The organism is Micromonospora sp. WMMA1949 (genome assembly GCF_027460145.1).
Taxonomy (GTDB): domain Bacteria; phylum Actinomycetota; class Actinomycetes; order Mycobacteriales; family Micromonosporaceae; genus Micromonospora.
Window position 1 is genome coordinate 5,328,519 of the sequence record NZ_JAPZBG010000001.1, and the last position, 16,849, is coordinate 5,345,367.

14 protein-coding genes are annotated in these 16,849 nt (G+C 74.6%); 5 read left to right on the forward strand and 9 right to left on the reverse strand.

Annotation, left to right across the window (positions count from 1 at the left end; translation table 11 throughout):
• Positions 1 to 87: 87 nt before the first annotated feature.
• Positions 88 to 2,613 (reverse strand): DUF6493 family protein, encoded by a 2,526-nt coding sequence (locus tag O7607_RS24830; RefSeq protein ID WP_269705613.1) that lies wholly within the window; start codon positions 2,611 to 2,613, stop codon positions 88 to 90.
• On the reverse strand, positions 2,610 to 3,944 hold the full coding sequence (locus O7607_RS24835; protein WP_269705614.1) for an SWIM zinc finger family protein: 1,335 nt from the start codon (positions 3,942 to 3,944) through the stop codon (positions 2,610 to 2,612). Before O7607_RS24835 ends, O7607_RS24830 begins: the two co-directional genes overlap by 4 nt.
• Positions 3,945 to 4,003: 59 nt before the next feature.
• On the opposite strand from O7607_RS24835, the gene O7607_RS24840 reads away from it, so the two are divergent.
• Both O7607_RS24840 and O7607_RS24845 read left to right on the forward strand, forming a co-directional pair.
• Entirely contained in the window at positions 4,004 to 4,546 is a 543-nt protein-coding gene (locus O7607_RS24840) for a GNAT family N-acetyltransferase (RefSeq protein ID WP_269705615.1), read from the forward strand.
• Positions 4,547 to 4,584: 38 nt separating this feature from the next.
• Positions 4,585 to 4,995 carry a type II toxin-antitoxin system Phd/YefM family antitoxin gene (locus O7607_RS24845; protein WP_269705616.1) on the forward strand — a complete coding sequence of 137 codons (411 nt, stop codon included), beginning with the start codon at positions 4,585 to 4,587 and terminating at the stop codon, positions 4,993 to 4,995.
• A 46-nt stretch (positions 4,996 to 5,041) separates the two neighbouring features.
• Here O7607_RS24845 and pgi read toward each other — a convergent pair whose 3' ends face one another.
• On the reverse strand, positions 5,042 to 6,676 hold the full coding sequence (gene pgi, locus O7607_RS24850; protein ID WP_269705617.1) for a glucose-6-phosphate isomerase: 1,635 nt from the start codon (positions 6,674 to 6,676) through the stop codon (positions 5,042 to 5,044).
• Between the two features lie 363 nt (positions 6,677 to 7,039).
• On the opposite strand from pgi, the gene O7607_RS24855 reads away from it, so the two are divergent.
• The 3 genes from O7607_RS24855 to O7607_RS24865 all read left to right on the forward strand — a co-directional run bounded on the left by O7607_RS24855 (position 7,040) and on the right by O7607_RS24865 (position 10,798).
• Positions 7,040 to 8,887, forward strand: coding sequence for an ABC transporter ATP-binding protein (locus O7607_RS24855; protein ID WP_269705618.1), 1,848 nt, complete (start codon positions 7,040 to 7,042; stop codon positions 8,885 to 8,887).
• 77 nt (positions 8,888 to 8,964) lie between these two features.
• Positions 8,965 to 10,014, forward strand: a complete 1,050-nt coding sequence (locus O7607_RS24860; protein WP_269705619.1) for an aldo/keto reductase — start codon at positions 8,965 to 8,967, stop codon at positions 10,012 to 10,014.
• Positions 10,015 to 10,255: 241 nt separating this feature from the next.
• Positions 10,256 to 10,798: an RNA 2'-phosphotransferase gene (locus O7607_RS24865; RefSeq protein ID WP_269705620.1), complete on the forward strand. Its 543-nt coding sequence runs from the start codon at positions 10,256 to 10,258 to the stop codon at positions 10,796 to 10,798.
• A gap of 7 nt (positions 10,799 to 10,805) precedes the next feature.
• Here O7607_RS24865 and O7607_RS24870 read toward each other — a convergent pair whose 3' ends face one another.
• The 6 genes from O7607_RS24870 to O7607_RS24895 form a co-directional block, all read right to left on the reverse strand.
• A complete protein-coding gene (locus tag O7607_RS24870; RefSeq protein ID WP_269705621.1) occupies positions 10,806 to 12,089 on the reverse strand; it encodes a sulfite oxidase in 1,284 nt (427 codons plus the stop codon).
• A gap of 84 nt (positions 12,090 to 12,173) precedes the next feature.
• Positions 12,174 to 12,812, reverse strand: a complete 639-nt coding sequence (locus O7607_RS24875) for a hypothetical protein (protein WP_269705622.1) — start codon at positions 12,810 to 12,812, stop codon at positions 12,174 to 12,176.
• Positions 12,809 to 14,215 carry a selenium-binding protein SBP56-related protein gene (locus O7607_RS24880; protein WP_269705624.1) on the reverse strand — a complete coding sequence of 469 codons (1,407 nt, stop codon included), beginning with the start codon at positions 14,213 to 14,215 and terminating at the stop codon, positions 12,809 to 12,811. The genes O7607_RS24875 and O7607_RS24880 overlap by 4 nt, the downstream gene beginning before the upstream one ends.
• A gap of 16 nt (positions 14,216 to 14,231) precedes the next feature.
• Complete coding sequence (locus tag O7607_RS24885) at positions 14,232 to 14,957, reverse strand: ABC transporter ATP-binding protein (RefSeq protein WP_269705625.1); 726 nt, start codon at positions 14,955 to 14,957, stop codon at positions 14,232 to 14,234.
• Positions 14,930 to 15,766, reverse strand: coding sequence for an ABC transporter permease (locus O7607_RS24890; protein ID WP_269705626.1), 837 nt, complete (start codon positions 15,764 to 15,766; stop codon positions 14,930 to 14,932). The genes O7607_RS24885 and O7607_RS24890 overlap by 28 nt, the downstream gene beginning before the upstream one ends.
• Positions 15,763 to 16,734 (reverse strand): sulfonate ABC transporter substrate-binding protein, encoded by a 972-nt coding sequence (locus tag O7607_RS24895; RefSeq protein WP_269705627.1) that lies wholly within the window; start codon positions 16,732 to 16,734, stop codon positions 15,763 to 15,765. The genes O7607_RS24890 and O7607_RS24895 overlap by 4 nt, the downstream gene beginning before the upstream one ends.
• Positions 16,735 to 16,849: the final 115 nt, after the last annotated feature.

Genomic DNA, 16,849 nt, shown 5'->3' on the forward strand with positions numbered 1-16,849 from the left:
GCCGGGCTGGGGTGCCGCGCCTGACGGCCGGGCCGGCGCGCGTCCGCGTGCCGGCCCGTTGCCTGCCCGGGGTTACGAGGCGCCGGTTCAGGCGGCCAGGGCACCGGCGAGCCGCCGGGCCTCGGCGACGAGTCGGCTGCCCCCGCCCCGCGCCACCACGTCGGCCAGTCCGGGTACCTCGATCCGGACGCCCGTCGCGGTCGCCGCCTCGGCCGCCACCGCCAGCAGGTCCGGCGTGCCCCGGGGCGGCGTCGGCGCGGTCAGCAACGGCGGCAACGCCGCGGCGAGCAGCCGCCACACGCTCAGCCGGGCACCCGCCGCCAGCGCGTCGCGCAGCGGCGTGACGGCTCGGGTGAGGATCACCTGTCCCTGCGCCCCCATTTCGCCCAGATGCCCGCCGACCGCCGGCGCGTCCAGGTCACCGGCAGCGGCCAGGAGCAGCAGCGCGTCGAGCGCGGCGACCCGGTCCGCCTCGTGCCGGGCGCACAGCCCGTACGCCACGGCCAGGTCCAGCGCGGGCCCGCCCGCACCTGTGCACTCGGCGAGCGCCAGCAGGACCGGCCATCGTCCGCCGAGATCCTCCTGGGCGGCCATCGCCAGCTCGGGGAGGACATGGGCGGCGACCACGCCCCGGTGCCCGGGCAGGACGGCCGGCCACAGGTCGTCGGTGCCGAAGGTGCGGGTGCCGATCGCCGGGGGCGTCAGGGTGATCAGGCCGAACCGGTCGTCCACGTCGGCCGACGGGGTGAGCGCGACCAGCCGGCGTCGTTCCGGCAGCGAGTCGTAGCTCCAGTCGTGCGTGCGGGAGCGTTCCCGCCGGCCCACCGTCACCACCTCCTGCGCCGGCACCGGCAGGATCTCGCCGCGCAGCCAGGCCGCCAGTTCGATCCCGGCGGTCGTGCCGAGCGCTTCCGCGCGTGCCGCCAGCGGCTCGTCGACGACGGCGGGCAGGCGCAGGAACGCCTGCCCGCAGTCCCACAGCCAGTACGGCCGGTCGCCGAGCGCGGCCAGCCGCTCGTAGAGCACCACCGGTTCGATCGCTCCGGTGGCCGAGGTGGGCGCGGACAACAGCCCGGGATCGTCGTGACCGTCCAGCCGTTGCCCGGCCTCGGCCAGGCGCAACCGGTAGAGCCATCTCGGCGCGGGACGCCCCGACGCCGCCTGGGCGGACCGGGACGTCGCCAGCACCGAGGCCCAGTGGTCCCGGCGGCGGGTGGCGTCACCGATCCCGGCGGCGGCCAGCAGCAGCCCGTTCATCTGCGCCGCCGGGAGGAACCGGGTCCAGGTTTCGTGGTACTCGGTCACCTGGCCCCGGCGCAGCACCGGGCCCAGCGCTGCCGCGACCCCGTCGCGCTCGCGGGTGCCCAGCCGTACCAGGCCGTCCATGATCCGTTCGAGAACCGCTGCCGGCCACTGCCCGCGCAGCGCCGCGGCGACCTCCTCCACCAGTTCGTCCACGTCGTCGATCGGCGGCGGCGCGGCCCCTGCCGGCAGTGGCGGCGGCAGGTCGTCGCGGGCCTCGACCACCGTGGCGACAGCCGCCGGCCGGTGACCGTGCCGCGCCGCCAGCGCCAGCGCGCGCTCGCGCAGGCCGGCGTCCGGGTGGTCGGCCGCCACGGCGAGCACGGCACCGATCTCCGGGGCCAGGTCCGGGTGCTGTCGGGCCAGCCGGTCGAGCCAGGACACCTGCGCCCGGACCAGCGCCTTCTCCGGCCGGGCCAGGACCGTCCGGGCGGCCTCGCACAGCGCCTCCGGCTCGGCGGCGTCGCCTGCCTCCCGCAGCGCCCGCTGGGCGGTGCGGGCCACCGGCCCGGGACCGTCGGTGAGCAGCCGCAGATAGGCGTTCGACCGCACCGCCACCTCGTCTGGGGTCGGCGCGAGCAGATCGTGCAGGGCCAGGAACGGGCGCAGCGCGCCCGGCCGGTCGCCGCGAAGCAGCCGGCCGAGCACCCCGTTGAGCAGGACCGCGCGGTCGAGCCGGCCCTCCGCCGCCAGCGCCACCAGCGCCCGGGGCAGCGCATCCGAGTCCGTGCCCGCGCCGTCGCCGCGGGCCAGTTCGGTGCCCACACCGTCCACCTCGAACAGGCGCGGCAGCAGCGCGTCGAGGAACGGGTCCGCGCGGAGCCGGTCCACGGTGGGCAGGCGCGTCCCGCGCGGGACCGGCCAGCCCTGCGCGGCGGCCCAGCCGCGTACGAAGTCGTCACCGGTCGGCGGCGGCGCCTTCTCCGCCAGCAGGAGACCGGCGACGAACCGCCAGCCCGCGAGCATCCGGTCCCGGGGGAGCCGGTCGGCCAGCTGGTACGCCACGTCCGCCAGCCAGGTCACCCCGCGTTCCCGGGCGACGTCGACCACCGGCGCGGCGTCGACGCCGCTCAGCCAAACCGAGCGGCGGCCGAGCAGCGCGGCCACCTTCGTCGGCGTGCTCAGCGTCCCGGCCGCGGCCACCGCCAGCGTCGCCGCCTCGCCCTGCCACCACCAGGCGTCCCGCCGGCGGCGCACCTCGGCGACCAACTCGTCGCCGAGCACCCGCCGGGCCGGCTCGTCCAGCCCGGCCAGAGCCGACCGGACCTCCGACATCCTGCCGCTCACCACCGCCTCGACGAAGCCGCTCACGACAGCGCCTCCACCGGCGCCGCGACCATCGACACGGCCAGCGCGTGTCGGCACGGCCCCCGCTGCCCGCGGTGCCGGGCCCACCAGCGGCACGTGCAGGAGTACGCGCCGTCCGGGTGGCGGCGTACCCGGTAGACCTCGGCGTCGGTGCGTACCGTCGCGTCCTCGCCGTCCCGCTCGACCGCGCCGCGCTCGACCAGCGCCCGCGCGCCGACCAGCCGCGGGTTGTCCCGCTCCGCGCGGCCCGCGTCGTAGGGCATCACCCGGTGGAAGTACGCCCCGTCCGCCACGTCGTATCCGACCCGCCCGGCGGTCCCCAACTGGGCGAGCGCGGCACGGACCCGCTCGTCGGGCAGCGCCGCGGCGTCGGCCAGCGCGGCCACGTCGATCGTCGGATCCCAGTTGAGCAGCGCGCCGACCAGCTCCGCGTCGTCGACCACGTCGTCGCCGGCGAGCGCCGCCAGGGCCGCGCCTTCGCCCGAGAACCCCCGGTACGGCTCGGGGGAGAGCGTCAGCGACACCCGCAGCGCCCCGGTGTCCAGCTCCCACGTGCTCGGCACGGCGGGCGAACCGGCGCGCACCGCCGGGCCGTACACCCGCAGGGAGCGCGCGTGCCGCAGCACGCCGCGCAGCGCCGCGAGCCGGCCCGCGCCGGCCAGGCAGACCGCGCCCGGCACCGGGCGGGAGGTCAGCCGCAGCGTACGCCCGGCGGGCACCGCCCACAGCACGCTCCGGTCGTTCGCGGCGGGCAGCCGGCGCAGGAACGCCGCCGCCTCGGCCGCCGGGATCTCGGCGCGTGGCTCGAAGCCGGCGGTGAGCACGTGCACCTCGGCGAAGCCGCGCAGCCAGCGGCCGGGCAGCGGAACCTTCCGCTCGACCACGGAGCCGTCCATGGTGGAGACCGTCAGGTCGTCCGGGCCGACCGCCACGTGCAGCGGCTCGATGCCGCCCACCCGGGCCAGCGCCTCCCGCAGCGGCGGGTTCACGTCCACGTTCGTGGTGCCGTGGCCGCTGATCTCCCCGTCCAGCCCGGCGGGCAGGACGTCCATCCGCGCGTACACCCCGCAGCAGCCGGAGAACGACTCGAACCGCAGGCGGCCGCGGCTGCCGGTCACCACCGGGTCCAGGCTGGCCGGGTTGACCGGCTGGTGGTAGCGGGTGCGGGCCACCTCGGCGACGGCGAGCAGCCCGGCCGCCGCGGCGGCCGGGGCGGTGAGGAAACCGGCGAAGAAGCGCGGGTTGGCCGCCGGGCCGCCGCAGGTCTGCAGATCGAGACCGGCGGCGCGCAGCGCGGACGGCTGAAGGTATCGGTACGTCTGGACGGCGTTCACGGCGCAGACCGTAGAGCGACCGACCGACAAAACCGCGACGGTCCTGCTAGCGTCCTCGGATGTTCGCCCACGCCCTCACCGACGACGCGGAGCTGCGTCCACTGTCGCCCTGGCACGCCGACGAGTTCCTGGCCAACCTCGACCGCTGCCGCGACCACATCGCACCCTGGGTCGGCGCGTCCTTCGTCGCCACCGACGCCGCGTCGGCACGCAAGGTCCTCCAGGCGTACGCCGACAGGTGGGCCCGCGACGACGGCGGCATCTGGGGCATCTGGCAGCGCGGCACGCTCGTCGGCGGCGTGCTGTTCGTGTCGCTGAGCACCGATCGCGGCGTGTGCGAGGCCGGTTGCTGGCTGGAACCGGGCGCCGAGGGGCAGGGGCTGGTCACCCGCGCGGCCCGTTACGTCATCGACTGGGCGGTGCGGGAGCGCGGCATCCACCGCGTCGAGTGGATCACGAAGGCGGGTAACGAGCGCAGTGTCGCCGTCGCACGGCGGCTCGGCATGCGCCGCGACGGCGTCATGCGCGGGGCAGCGCCGACGCCCGACGGCCGCGCCGACCTGGAGGTCTGGTCCGTTCTGGCGCCGGAGTGGACGGCCTGACCGCCGAAACTGTCGTACCCGGACGTGAACATGTGTCCATGGCTGTCCCCGCACTGGCCGACCGGTCCCCCCAGCCGCGCGCCCTGCCGCTGCGCGAGGTCCGCACTCGGCTCACCCAGCTCGTCTCCCTGGCCGAGCTGACCGACACCGTCACGCTCGTCACCCGCGACGGCGATCCGCGGCCGGTCGCCGCGATCGTGCCCGCGTCCGCCGCCCGCACCGGCGCCCAGGCGCGCGCCGACGCCGAACGCGTCGCCGCGATCAGCGCCGGATGGGCCCGCCGCCTGGAGGAGTTGCACCGGCAGTCCAGCCGGCGGCACGCCGCCGAGCTGCGGGCGCTGGCCGACGCGCTCGCCGAGGCGTGGGCCGAGCTGGACCGCCGTGCCCCGGCCGGCGACGCCTCGCTGACCCGGCTGCGCGCGGCGCACGCCGACCTGCTGCGCCGCTGACCCGTGGCGTCCCGCCCGGTCTGCGCGGGACGCCACGGGCAGGCGGTCAGCCGCGGCCGCGCTCAGCCCGGTAGCGGCGGATCAGCTCGGCTGTCGACGTGTCCACATCGGCCAGGTCCGGGTCCGGCCCGGTGAGTTTCGGCGCGAGCTGATTGGCCATGACCTTGCCCAGCTCCACACCCCACTGGTCGAAGGCGTTGATGTCCCAGATCGCCGCCTCGGTGAACGTGATGTGCTCGTAGAGCGCGATCAGCTGGCCCAGCGTCGCCGGGGTGAGCTTCGGCGCCAGGATCGACGTGGTCGGGTGGTTGCCCGCCATCACCCGGTGCGGCACCACCTCGGGCGCGGTGCCCTCGGCCTCCACCTGCTCCCGGGTCCGCCCGAACGCCAGCGCGGCGGTCTGGGCGAAGAAGTTCGACATGAACAGGTCGTGCATGTCGCCCAGGTCGTGGTTGGGCCGGCTGAACGCGATGAAGTCCGCCGGGATCAGCCGGGTGCCCTGGTGGATGAGCTGGTAGAAGGCGTGCTGGCCGTTGGTGCCCGGCTCACCCCAGAAGATCTCCCCGGTCGGGTACGTCACGGGCGAGCCGTCGACGCGTACCGACTTGCCGTTGCTCTCCATGGTGAGCTGCTGCAGGTAGGCGGGGAACCGGTGCAGGTACTGCGAGTAGGGCAGCACCGCATGGGTCTCCGCGCCGAGGAAGTCGGTGTACCAGATGTTGAGCAGGCCGAGCAGCGCCGGCACGTTGCGCTCGACCGGGGCGGACCGGAAGTGCTCGTCGACCGCGTGGTAGCCGGCCAGCATCTCGCGGAACCGGTCCGGGCCGATCGCCAGCATCACCGACAGGCCGACCGCCGACGGCAGCGAGTAGCGTCCGCCCACCCAGTCCCAGAAGCCGAACATGTTGTCCGGGTCGATGCCGAAGTCCCGGACCCGCTGCTCGTTGGTGCTGACCGCGACGAAGTGCCGCGCCACCGCGTCGTCGTCGGCGTCCAGCCCGGCGAGCAGCCAGCGCCGCGCCTGGTCGGCGTTGGCGAGCGTCTCCTGCGTGGAGAACGTCTTGGACACCACGACGAACAGGGTGCTCGCCGGGTCCAGGTCGGCGGTCTTGTCGTGGATGTCGGTCGGGTCGATGTTCGACACGAACCGGCAGCTGATGCCCGCGTCCCGGTACGCCTTCAGCGCCTCGTACGCCATCACCGGCCCGAGGTCGGAGCCGCCGATGCCGATGTTCACCACTGTGGTGATCCGCTCGCCGGTGTGGCCGCGCCACGAGCCGGAGCGCACCCGCTGCGCGAACGCCGACATGCGGTCCAGCACGGCGTGCACGTCGGCGACCACGTCCTGGCCGTCCACGGTGAGCGACGCGTCCGCCGGCAGGCGCAGCGCGGTGTGCAGCACGGCCCGGTCCTCGGTGACGTTGATGTGCCGGCCGGCGAACATGGCCGCGATCCGGTCGGTCAGCCCGACCCGCTCGGCCAGCGCGCCGAGCAGCGCGATCGTCTCGTCGGTGACCAGGTGCTTGCTGTAGTCCACGTGCAGGTCGGCGACCTCACCGGTGAGCCGCTCACCCCGCTGCCCGTCGGCGGCGAACAGGTCGCGCAGGTGCGTGCCGCGCATCGCCTCGGCGTGCTTGCGCAGCGCCTGCCATTCGTCGGTGGTGGTGACGTCCACAGCCATCGGGTCGATCTTCTCCTTCACGACGGGCGGTCGGCCGGCCTGCGCCGGCGAACCCCACAAGCCTGCCACCCGGACCGGTCGCGCGCGACGCGACCCGGCGGTGAGCACCGTGCGGGCCGGACTTTCCGGCCGCCGCGGCGGGACACGCCCTTGGGACATCTGTACGACACGCCGGTCACTGAGTGACATGTATCGATTGCGGAACGTAAGCTCCGGAATCGTCGGCTTACCGGAGGAGGCACGGATGGCAGCGGTTTCGGTCCTCGGCGCCCCTCGGACGAGCACCCGCCGGACGAGCCCGCCACGGCCGGGAGCGCGGCGGGCGACGAGTCACCGCTGCCGGAGTTGGCGGACGGGCACTGGATGAACCGCGCCACCGAGTTCGCCCACACCAGCTTCTGGTCGGTGGCGCGCCGGCTGCCCGCCCTCGTGCGCGAGGCCATCGGCCTGGCCTGGGCGACCAGCCGCCGGGACACGCTCGCCTCGATCGGGCTCAACGTGGTCGCCGGCCTGCTCACCACCTTCGGACTGCTCGCCACCACCGGCGTGCTCCAGCAGCTCTTCGCCGCCGGGCCGACACCGGACCGGATCCGGGCGGCCCTGCCCGCGTTGCTGCTCGCGGCCGCCGCCGTGACGGCCCGGGGAGCGCTGACCGTCGCCGCCGGTTGGGCGCAGGCGCGGCTCATCCCGCAAATCAACTACCAGGTGGAACTCCGGCTGTTCGAGGCGACCACCGCTGTGGAACTCGCCGCGTTCGACGACGCCGGTTTCGCCGAGGAGATGGATCGTGCCCGGGACCGGGGCATGGCCGAGGCCGCGTCGATCGTGGACCACACCGTGAACCTGGTGACCGGTGTCGTGGGTGTGCTGGCCACCGCCGCCGCGGTCACCGTCATCCAGCCCGTCCTGCTGCCGTGCCTGCTGCTCGCCGCGGTGCCCGAGGCCGTCACCGCGGTCAAGCTGGCGCGGCGGCAGTACCTGGCGCTGCTGGCCTGGATCACCCGTCGCCGCCGGATGTTCATGCTGGCCCGGTTGATGGCCGACCGGCACACGGCCGCCGAGATCCGTGCCTACCAGATGCGGGACTTCCTGCTCGCCGAGTACCACCGGATGATGACCGTGGAGACACAGGCCCAGCTCCGGCTGGCCCGTTCGCAGACCGTCACCCGAGGACTCGGCCTGTCGGTGACCGGGGTGGCCGCGTTCGCGGTCTACGCCGTACTGGGCGGGCTGCTGATGGGCGGCGTGGTGGCGCTGGCGGCGGCGGCCACCGCGCTGCTCGCGCTCCAGTCCGCGCGGACGAGCCTGCGCACGGCGGTCTTCGCCACCAACTCGCTCTACGAGGACGCCCTCTACTACCAGGACTACCGCGACTTCCTCGACCGGGCGGCGCGGCGGATCCCGGCCGGCGGGCACCTGCGCGTCGACGGGTTCGAGCGCATCGACGTCGACCGGGTCAGCCTGCGCTACCCGGACACCGAGAGCGCGGCGGTCGACGACGTCAGCCTGACGGTACGGCGGGGTGAGGTGATCGCGCTGGTGGGGGAGAACGGCTCCGGCAAGACCACGCTCGCCAAGCTGATCGCCGGCCTCTACCGGCCCACCGGCGGCACGATTCGCTGGGACGGCGTGGACGCCGCCGACCTGGACCCACGGCAGACCGCCGCCCAGGTCGCGGTGATGAGCCAGGACTGGTGGAAGTTCCCGTTCACCGCCCGACAGAACATCCGCGTCGGCCGCCACGACCGCGCCGGCGGGGCCGGCCCCAGCGTGGAGACCGCCGCCCGGGACGCCGCCGCGCACGACATGATCAGCGAGTTGCCGTTCGGGTACGACACGCTGCTGGACCGGCAGTTCAAGAACGGGCAGGACCTGTCCGGCGGGCAGTGGCAGCGGCTGGTGGCCGCCCGTGGTCTCTACCGCGACGCCCGGCTGCTGATCTGCGACGAGCCGTCCGCCGCCCTGGACGCGCGTGCCGAGCACGCCCTCTTCCAGCACCTGCGGCGGCACCCCGACCGGGCCGTCGTGCTGATCACCCATCGGCTCGCGAACGTCCGGCACGCCGACCGGATCTTCGTCATGGACCACGGCCGGCTCGTGCAGTCGGGCGACCACGACACGTTGATGGCCCAGGGCGGGCTCTACCGGGAACTGTTCGAGTTGCAGGCCGCCGGCTACCTCGCGGGCAGCGCGGAGCCTGCCGACGGTTGACCTCCAGCGCACTCGAACTCCTACCGTGACCGGACCGCGCGCCACCCGGCCGGCGCGGTGCACACCAGGGAGTTCACATGCGCTATCGCGTCCTCGGCGGCACCGGCATCGAGGTCAGCGTCCACTGCCTCGGCACCATGATGTTCGGCGCGGTCGGCAACCCCGACCACGACGACTGCGCCCGGATCCTCCACGCCGCCCTCGACCGTGGAGTCAACTTTGTGGACACCGCCGACATGTACTCGGCCGGCGAGTCGGAGGAGATCGTCGGCAAGGCCCTGCGCGGCCGGCGCGACGACGTGGTGCTCGCCACGAAGGTCCACTTCCCGATGGGGGAGGGGCCCAACCGGGGCGGCAACTCGCGACGCTGGATCGTCCGGGCGGTCGAGGACAGCCTGCGCCGGCTGGGCACCGACTGGATCGATCTCTACCAGGTGCACCGTCCCGACCACACCACCGACGTCGAGGAGACGCTCGGCGCGCTCACCGACCTGGTCCGGGCCGGGAAGATCCGCGCGTTCGGCTGCTCGACCTTCCCGGCCGAGGAGATCGTGGAGGCGCACCACGTCGCCGAGCGGCGTGCGCTGGGCCGCTTCCGCACCGAGCAGCCGCCGTACTCGATCCTGGCGCGCGGCATCGAGGCGTCGGTGCTGCCGGTGTGCCGCCGCTACCGGATGGGTGTGCTGGTGTGGAGCCCGCTGGCCTCCGGGTTCCTGTCCGGCCGGTACCGGCAGGGCCGGCCCGTCGACCTCGGCGCCGGCCGCCCGGCGCTGACCCCGGCCCGGTTTGACCCGGCGCTGCCGGGCAACACCGCGAAGTACGCCGCCGTCGAGGAACTGGTCGCGCTCGCCGACGAGGTGGGCTGCACGCTGCCGCAGCTCGCCGTGGCGTTCACCGCCGTGCACCCGGCGGTCACGTCGACCATCATCGGACCGCGCACGATGGACCAGTTGGACGCGTTGCTCGCCGGGGCGGAGCTGACACTCGACGACGCGGTGCTGGACCGTATCGACGAGATCGTCCCGCCCGGTACGAACCTCTACCAGCCCGACGGCGCCTGGTCCCCGCCCACCCTGACCGACCCGTCCCGCCGCCGCCGTCCCCTGCCAGCCCGAGCCGCCGCCTGACCCGTCCCGCCCACCCACCCCCGTCGCGCTCCCTCCCCGCCCTCAGCTCCCCGCCCTCAGCTCCCCACCCGCACCCCTCGCCGTCGATCATGGAGTTCCGGCCCCGGCAAACAGCGCAATCCGGACACCCGAGGGGCAGAAACCGCAAGATCGACGGGGCGCGGGGCAGGGCCGGGGCAGGCGGGGAGGGGCGGGTGGGAACTGCGTCGACACAAGAAGTGTGCGGCTCCACACTGGGCGGGTGGAACATCGGGATCTTGTCCGGGTGAGCAAGCGGCTGTCGCTGGCGTTGCGGCACCGGCCCGACGCGTTCGGGTTGCGGCTCGACCGGGCGGGCTGGGTGCCCGTGGCCGATGTGCTCGCCGGGCTGGGGATCAGCCGCGCCCAGCTGGACGCCGTGGTCGCCAGCAACGACAAGCAGCGCTTCGCGGTCGAGGCCGGCCCGGACGGGGCCGACCGGATCCGCGCCAACCAGGGGCACTCCGTCCCGGTCGACCTGGGCCTCACCCCGGCCGCGCCGCCGCCCCGGCTGTTCCACGGCACCGGCGAGGCCGTGCTGGACGCGATCCGGGCGCAGGGGCTGCGCCGGGGCGGGCGGCACCACGTACACCTGTCGCCGGATGTGGCGACGGCCCGGCGCGTCGGCGCGCGCCGCGGCGACGCGGTGGTGGTGCTGACGGTGGACGCGGCGGCGATGGCCGAGGCCGGGTACCTGTTCTACCGCTCGGCGAACGGGGTGTGGCTCACCGACACGGTGCCGCCGCCCTACCTCGGCACCACCTGAGCGGCGGTCAGCAGGCGGTCACCGGGTGGGCGACCACGGCGTCGAACAGGTACGCGAGGTCGTTCGGCGCGGCCCGGTCGGGCTGGACGGCGCCGGTGCTGTCGGTGGCGCGGGCGCGCAGGACGTGCCGCCCGGCGGTCGCCGGGCACCAGCGGACGGTCCAGCGCTGCCAGGCGCCGCCCCGGTCGGCGGCGACCAGGTCGGCCGGGCGCCATCCGTCGCCGGTGTCCACCTCGACGTGCGCGATCGGGCCGTTGCCGGACCAGGAACGACCGGTCAGCAGCACCTCCTCGCCGGCCGGCACCCGCGCGTCCCAGGGCAGCTCGAACGCGCTGCGCACCGGCTGGGCGGTGAGCACGGTGCCGTCGGCCGGGTGGCCGGGGCCGAACATCCGGTAGAACTGGGTGTTCCACGGCGAGAACAGCGGCGTGGTGGAGACCTCGATCGCGCCCACCCACTTGATCGAGGAGATGCCGACCCAGCCGGGCACCACGACCCGCACCGGGAAGCCGTGGTCGGCTGGGAGCGGCTCGCCGTTCATCTCGTACGCCAGCAGCACGTCGTCGAGCGCCTTGGCGACCGGCATCGGACGGCGTACCCGGCCGAGGTTGACCCCGCCGGAGACGTAGTCCGGGTCGAGGCCCTCGGGCATCACGTCGACCGCCTCGTCGCGCAGCCCGGCCAGGCGCAGCACCGTGCCGAGCCGCACGCCCCGCCACCGGGCGACGCCGACGCTGCCGAGTCCCCACGCTACGCCCGGGGTGGGCTCGTCCTGCTGCTCGGCGAAGTAGCGGCGCCCGTTGCCGGCGCACTCCAGCAGCGCCGCGTGCTCCTCGGCGGGCAGCCGGCGCAGCTCGTCGAGGTCGAACTCGACCGGATTGTCGCGGGTCGGCGCGCCGCGCAGGCCGTCGCCGAACAGGCGCAGCCGCCAGGTGGCCGCGTCCAGGTGCGGGGTGACCGTGTGGTTGCGGACGAAGAAGCGGTCGGTCGGGACCACGTACCCCTGGCCGGCCATCGACGGCCAGCGCATCTCGGCGTTGGTGTCCAGCGGGCGCAGCAGCTCCGGCGGCAGCGGCTTGACGATCGGCGCGCCGGGGTCGACGCCGACCGGCGCGGGTGCCACCGCGACCGGCTCGCGCTCCGCGGCGGCGGCGGTCACCGCGGCCATCGCCGCGCCCACCTCCAGCAGCCGCTCGCGGTCGACGCCCGGCCCGTGCGCCTGCCCGGCGAGCCACTGCCGGCTCCGGTCGGCGTCGTGGACGGCTTCGGCGGGGGACGGGGACTGAGTCACGGCTGACCTCCGGGGTGGGCGACGCTGCCTTTCCTATTCAACCAGTAGGACTTCTCATCGATCCATCCCAGGTGGGCGGCAACGTCACGCCGCACCGATCAGCGTCACCACACCGGCCGCCACGAGCACCCCGGCCCAGAGCCGGTCGACGTTGAACCAGGCGCGGCGCAGCACACCGACGCCGAGCACCTCGTACACAGCCACGGCCACGGCCAGCGCGACGCCGAGCATGGCGGCGGTGTGCACGGCCGCGGCGAGCAGGCCGGTCAGCGCCCCGGCCGGCGCGGCGGCGAGGTGCCCGGCGTGCGGGCCTCCGCCGGCCGCCGGTTCGGCGAGCAGCACCGGCAGCAGCATCAGGCCCGCGCCGTGCGCCGCCGACATCAGGAACGACCAGGCGGTGAGCTGCGCCGCCGACAGCCGCATCCCGGCCCACCGGAAGTGCCGCTCGGACAGCAGCCGCCACAGCCCGAACCCGACCAGCAGCACCCCGCCGGTCACCGCGACCAGGGTGCTCGCGGTGACCGACCGGGTGGCGCTCACCAGCGCGGCGACCACCGCCACCGACGCCAGGTGACCGGCGGCGATCGGCGGCAGGGCCGCCAGCAGCGCCGCCCGGCGGCGCTCCTGCAGGCCCCGGGCCACCGCGAACAGCCACCCCATCGCCGGGTTCAGGCCGTGGAACGCGCCGAGGCCGGCCAGCGCCGCCCAGGTCGCGCCGGTCACGGGAAGCAGTACGAGTCGGACGAGGCGTCGCCGCCCTGCAACCGGGTCTGGTGCACGCGCAGGCCGCGGAACTCCTCGCCGCGCGGGAAGAACCGCGGGTCCGGTACGAGGCCGCCGCTGTCCGGGTCGACGTCCAGCTTCGCCACCCAGGCGCCCACGCCGTCGGGGTAGAACTGGTCGTCCCAGGCGCCGTAGAGGGAGTTGCTGACGTAGACGCGCCGGCCGTCGCGGCTGATCTCGACCATCTGCGGGCCGCCGGCCAGGGGCTCGTCCGGGTACGCCGGGTGCGGGGTGCGGTTGACGATGCCGCCCAGGCGCACCGAGCCGACGCGTACCGGGTGGAACGGGTCGCTGACGTCGTAGCGGATCAGTTCGCCGGTGCCCCAGCAGGAGACGTGCAGGAACCTGTCGTCCACCGACAGGTCGATGTCGGTGACCAGCGGCGGTACCGCCCCGAACGGTTTGAGCAGGTCCGGCAGGTCGGCCGGGTCGGCCGGTTCGGCCGGGATGTCGATCACCTTGGTGACAGCCCAGGTGCCGCCGTCGCGGTGCCACAGCCAGATTGAGGCGGACAGGTCCTCGACGCTGATCACCACGCCGACGAAGCCGTACGACTTCGTCGGGTCGTGCGCGGGGCGCAGCTCCAGCGGCATCTGGTACTGGTCGCCGAGGTCGACGCGCTGCACGTGCCGGCGCCTCGCCAGGTCCCAGAAGTGGATCGCGTGCCCGTACCGGCGCCCCAGCAGCAGCTCACCGACGATGCCGTCCTCGATCATCGACGGCGTGCCCCACTCGCTGGTGACCAGCACGTCCTGCGTGTAGTGCCACCAGAAGTCGTACGCCAGGAACTGCGGCCCCCGGTCGGCCTCCCACGCGCCGCGTACCTCGAACGTGGTGTGGTCGAGCACGGCGATGCCGCCGGGCCCCTCCTGCCCGTCCGCGCCGCCGAGCGCGGAGACGTAGATACCGTCCGGCCCGCAGTGCACGGTGTGCGGGCGGGAGTACCCGGCGCGCTTGCCGAGTTCCTCCGGGCCGATCACCTTCACCAGTTCGGGGCGGCGCGGGTCGGGCTTGGTGTCCAGCACGTGGATCCGGGACGAGCGCAGGCCCGGCACGATCAGGTAGCGGCGTTCCACGTGCGGGTGCGGCGCGGTCGGGCAGAGCGCGCTGCTGCACGCGTTCCACCCGAAGTGGTGCAGTTCGTCGCCGGTGTTCGGCAGCTCGGTCCAGCCCACCACCCGGCCGTACGAGTCGGAGTCCGGGTCGGTGTCGAGCACCGCGATGGCGTCGGGGCGCTGCCCGGCGCGGTCGAACGCGGCGACGTACGCGAGCTTCTCGGCCGGCGCGGCGGCGGCGAGCGCGGGGGAGGGGTAGAAGGTCGGGTCGGGTGTCCAGCGGGTCATCTGTTCTCCCTCGCGGTCAGCCGGCGGGTACGCCGAGGCGGTCGAGCAGGTGGCGGCGCAACGCGCCGAGGGCCGGGTCGTCGGGGCTCGGGGACGGGCCGAGGCGTACCGGCACCTCCTCGGCGATCACGCCGTCGTCGAGGAGCAGGACGCGGTCGGCGAGCAGCAGCGCCTCCTCCACGTCGTGGGTGACGAGCAGCGCGGCGAAGCCGTGCTGGGCACGCAGCCGCCGCAGCAGCCCCTGCATGCGCAACCGGGTCAGCGCGTCGAGCGCGCCGAACGGCTCGTCCAGCAGCAGCAGGTCCGGTTCGCGGACCAGCGCGCGGGCCACCGCGACGCGCTGCGCCTGCCCGCCGGACAGCTCGGCCGGCCAGGCCCGGCCCCGGTCGGCGAGCCCGACCTCGGCCAGCGCGCGGCCGACCCGGCCGGTCACGTCCGGCCCGGCCAGGCCGAGCGCCACGTTGTCCGCCACCCGCTTCCACGGCAGCAGCCGGTGCTCCTGGAAGACCACGGCCGCCGTGCCGTGCACCGCGTGCTCGCCACCGGCGTCGCCGTCGAGCCCGGCGAGCACGCGCAGCAGTGTGCTCTTGCCGGAGCCGCTGCCGCCGAGCAGCGCCACCGTCTCCCCGGCGGCGATGGTCAGGTCCACCCCGGCCAGCACCACCGCCGGGCCGAAGGAGCGGGTCACCGCGCGTGCGGTGAGCACCGGCCCGGTCAGGTCGCCCGCAGTCCGCGTCGCCACGCCAGCGTCCTCCTCTCCGCGTATCGGATGAGCAGGTCGGAGGCCAGCCCCAGCAACGCGTAGATGAGCAGGCCGAGCACCACCACGTCGGTCTGGCTGAACTCGCGCGCCTCCATCATCAGGAAGCCGACGCCGGTCTGCGCGTTCACCTGCTCGCCGACGACCAGGCTGAGCCAGGCCGCGCCGATGGCCAGCCGCAGCCCGAGGAACAGCGCGGGCAGCGCGCCGGGCAGCACCACGTGCCGCAGCCGGGCCGCCGCGCCGAGACCACAGGTGCGCGCCGCCTCCACCAGGCGTTCGTCGATGTCGCGGATGCCGGCGTACGTGTTGAAGTAGATCGGGAAGAACGCGCCGAGCGCGACCAGCGTGACCTTCAGCGACTCGCCGATGCCGACCCAGATGATCAGCAGCGGGACCAGGCCCAGGTGCGGCAGCATCCGGGCCATCTGCACCGGCGGGTCGACCAGGTCGTCACCGAGGCGCAGCAGCCCGGCCGCCGCGCCGAGCACCAGCGCCAGGCCGCCGCCGATGAGCAGGCCGAGCGCGGCGCGGGTGAGGGAGTCGAGCAGGTGCACGCCGAGCGTGCCGTCGCGCGCCAGCCGCCACCCGGTCGCCAGCACCGCGCTGAGTGCCGGCAGCTTCTCCGGGGCGAGCAGCCCGGTCCGCGCGGCGACCTCCCAGCCGAGCACCAGCACGACCGGGCTCACCGCGCGCCGCCACCGCCGCGAGGCGCGGGCCCGCGACCGCCGCGGCGTCGCCCGATCGGGTACGACCGCCGGGGCGGCCTCGGCCAGCGCCGGACCGCTCACTGGAACGCCTCGTTGAACCGGCCGTCCACCCGCCCGGCGATGTCGACCGGTCCGGGTACGAGCTTCAGCTCCACGAAACTGTCCGCGATGGCCTGCAGCTCGGCGCCGATCTCCGGGGTGACCGGGGCGAGCGGCTTGGCGCTGCGGTTCAGCGCGCGGGTGGTCACGTCGAGCGGGATCTTCAGCTCCGGTGCGAGGACGGCGGCCCGCTCGGCCGGGTTGGCGATGCCCCAGTCGGTGGTCTGCCGGTACGTGTTCAGGAACGCCCGTACGTCGTCGGTGCGGTTCTTGACCGCGTCCGGGGCGGCCAGCACGTACTCGCGGTTGCCGGCCAGGCCGGTGGCGTCGGCCAGTACCCGTACGCCCGGCTGTTCGGCCAGCGCGAAGTAGGGATCCCAGATGATCCACGCGTCGACCTGCCCGTTGTCGAACGCGGGCCGCCCCTCGGCGGGCTTGAGGTATTTCACGTTGATGTCGGCGAGCGTCATCCTGTTGGCCTCCAGCAGCTTCACCAGCAGCCAGTGCACGTTGGAGCCCTTGTTCAGCGCGACCGTCTTCCCGCGCAGGTCGGCGAATCCACGGTACGGGCTGCCCGCCTTGACCAGAACCGCCTCGCCCTGCGGAATCGGCGCCGACGTGCCGATCACGGAGAACGGAATCTTCCCGGCGGCGGCGAACACCGGCGGCGCCTCGCCGACCTGGCCGATGTCGATCGAGCCGGCCTTGAGCGCCTCGGTCAGGGCCGGGCCGCTCTCGAACAGCGACCAGGTGACGTTCTTCGCGTCGCCGCGTGCCTTGACCAGGCTGAGCCCGCCGAAGCGCTGGTAGCCGATCCGCAGCGGACCGTCGCCGCCGCCGCTGGCGTCGGCCGCCTCGCCGCCGCAGGCCGTCAGCGCCGTCGCGGCGAGCAGCGCGAGGGTGGTGAGCAGCGCGGCCACCGGCCGGCGGCGCGATCTGGGGGTACGCATGACGACTCCTCGGGGAGGGGATGGGCCCGGCATCGACGGGCGACAGCAACCTACCAACCCGATAGGTTTTATGGGTAGTGTGTCGGCGTGGTCGTCCCACCACTCAGGAGGCGAC

What these genes read in the sequence shown, in the direction of transcription:
- O7607_RS24840 (WP_269705615.1), top strand. Translation starts at nt 4,004, where the DNA reads ATGTTCGCCCACGCCCTCACCGACGACGCGGAGCTGCGTCCACTGTCG.
- O7607_RS24845 (WP_269705616.1), top strand. Translation starts at nt 4,585, where the DNA reads ATGGCTGTCCCCGCACTGGCCGACCGGTCCCCCCAGCCGCGCGCCCTG.
- pgi (WP_269705617.1), bottom strand. Translation starts at nt 6,676, where the DNA reads ATGGCTGTGGACGTCACCACCACCGACGAATGGCAGGCGCTGCGCAAG.
- O7607_RS24855 (WP_269705618.1), top strand. Translation starts at nt 7,040, where the DNA reads ATGAACCGCGCCACCGAGTTCGCCCACACCAGCTTCTGGTCGGTGGCG.
- O7607_RS24860 (WP_269705619.1), top strand. Translation starts at nt 8,965, where the DNA reads ATGCGCTATCGCGTCCTCGGCGGCACCGGCATCGAGGTCAGCGTCCAC.
- O7607_RS24880 (WP_269705624.1), bottom strand. Translation starts at nt 14,215, where the DNA reads ATGACCCGCTGGACACCCGACCCGACCTTCTACCCCTCCCCCGCGCTC.
- O7607_RS24895 (WP_269705627.1), bottom strand. Translation starts at nt 16,734, where the DNA reads ATGCGTACCCCCAGATCGCGCCGCCGGCCGGTGGCCGCGCTGCTCACC.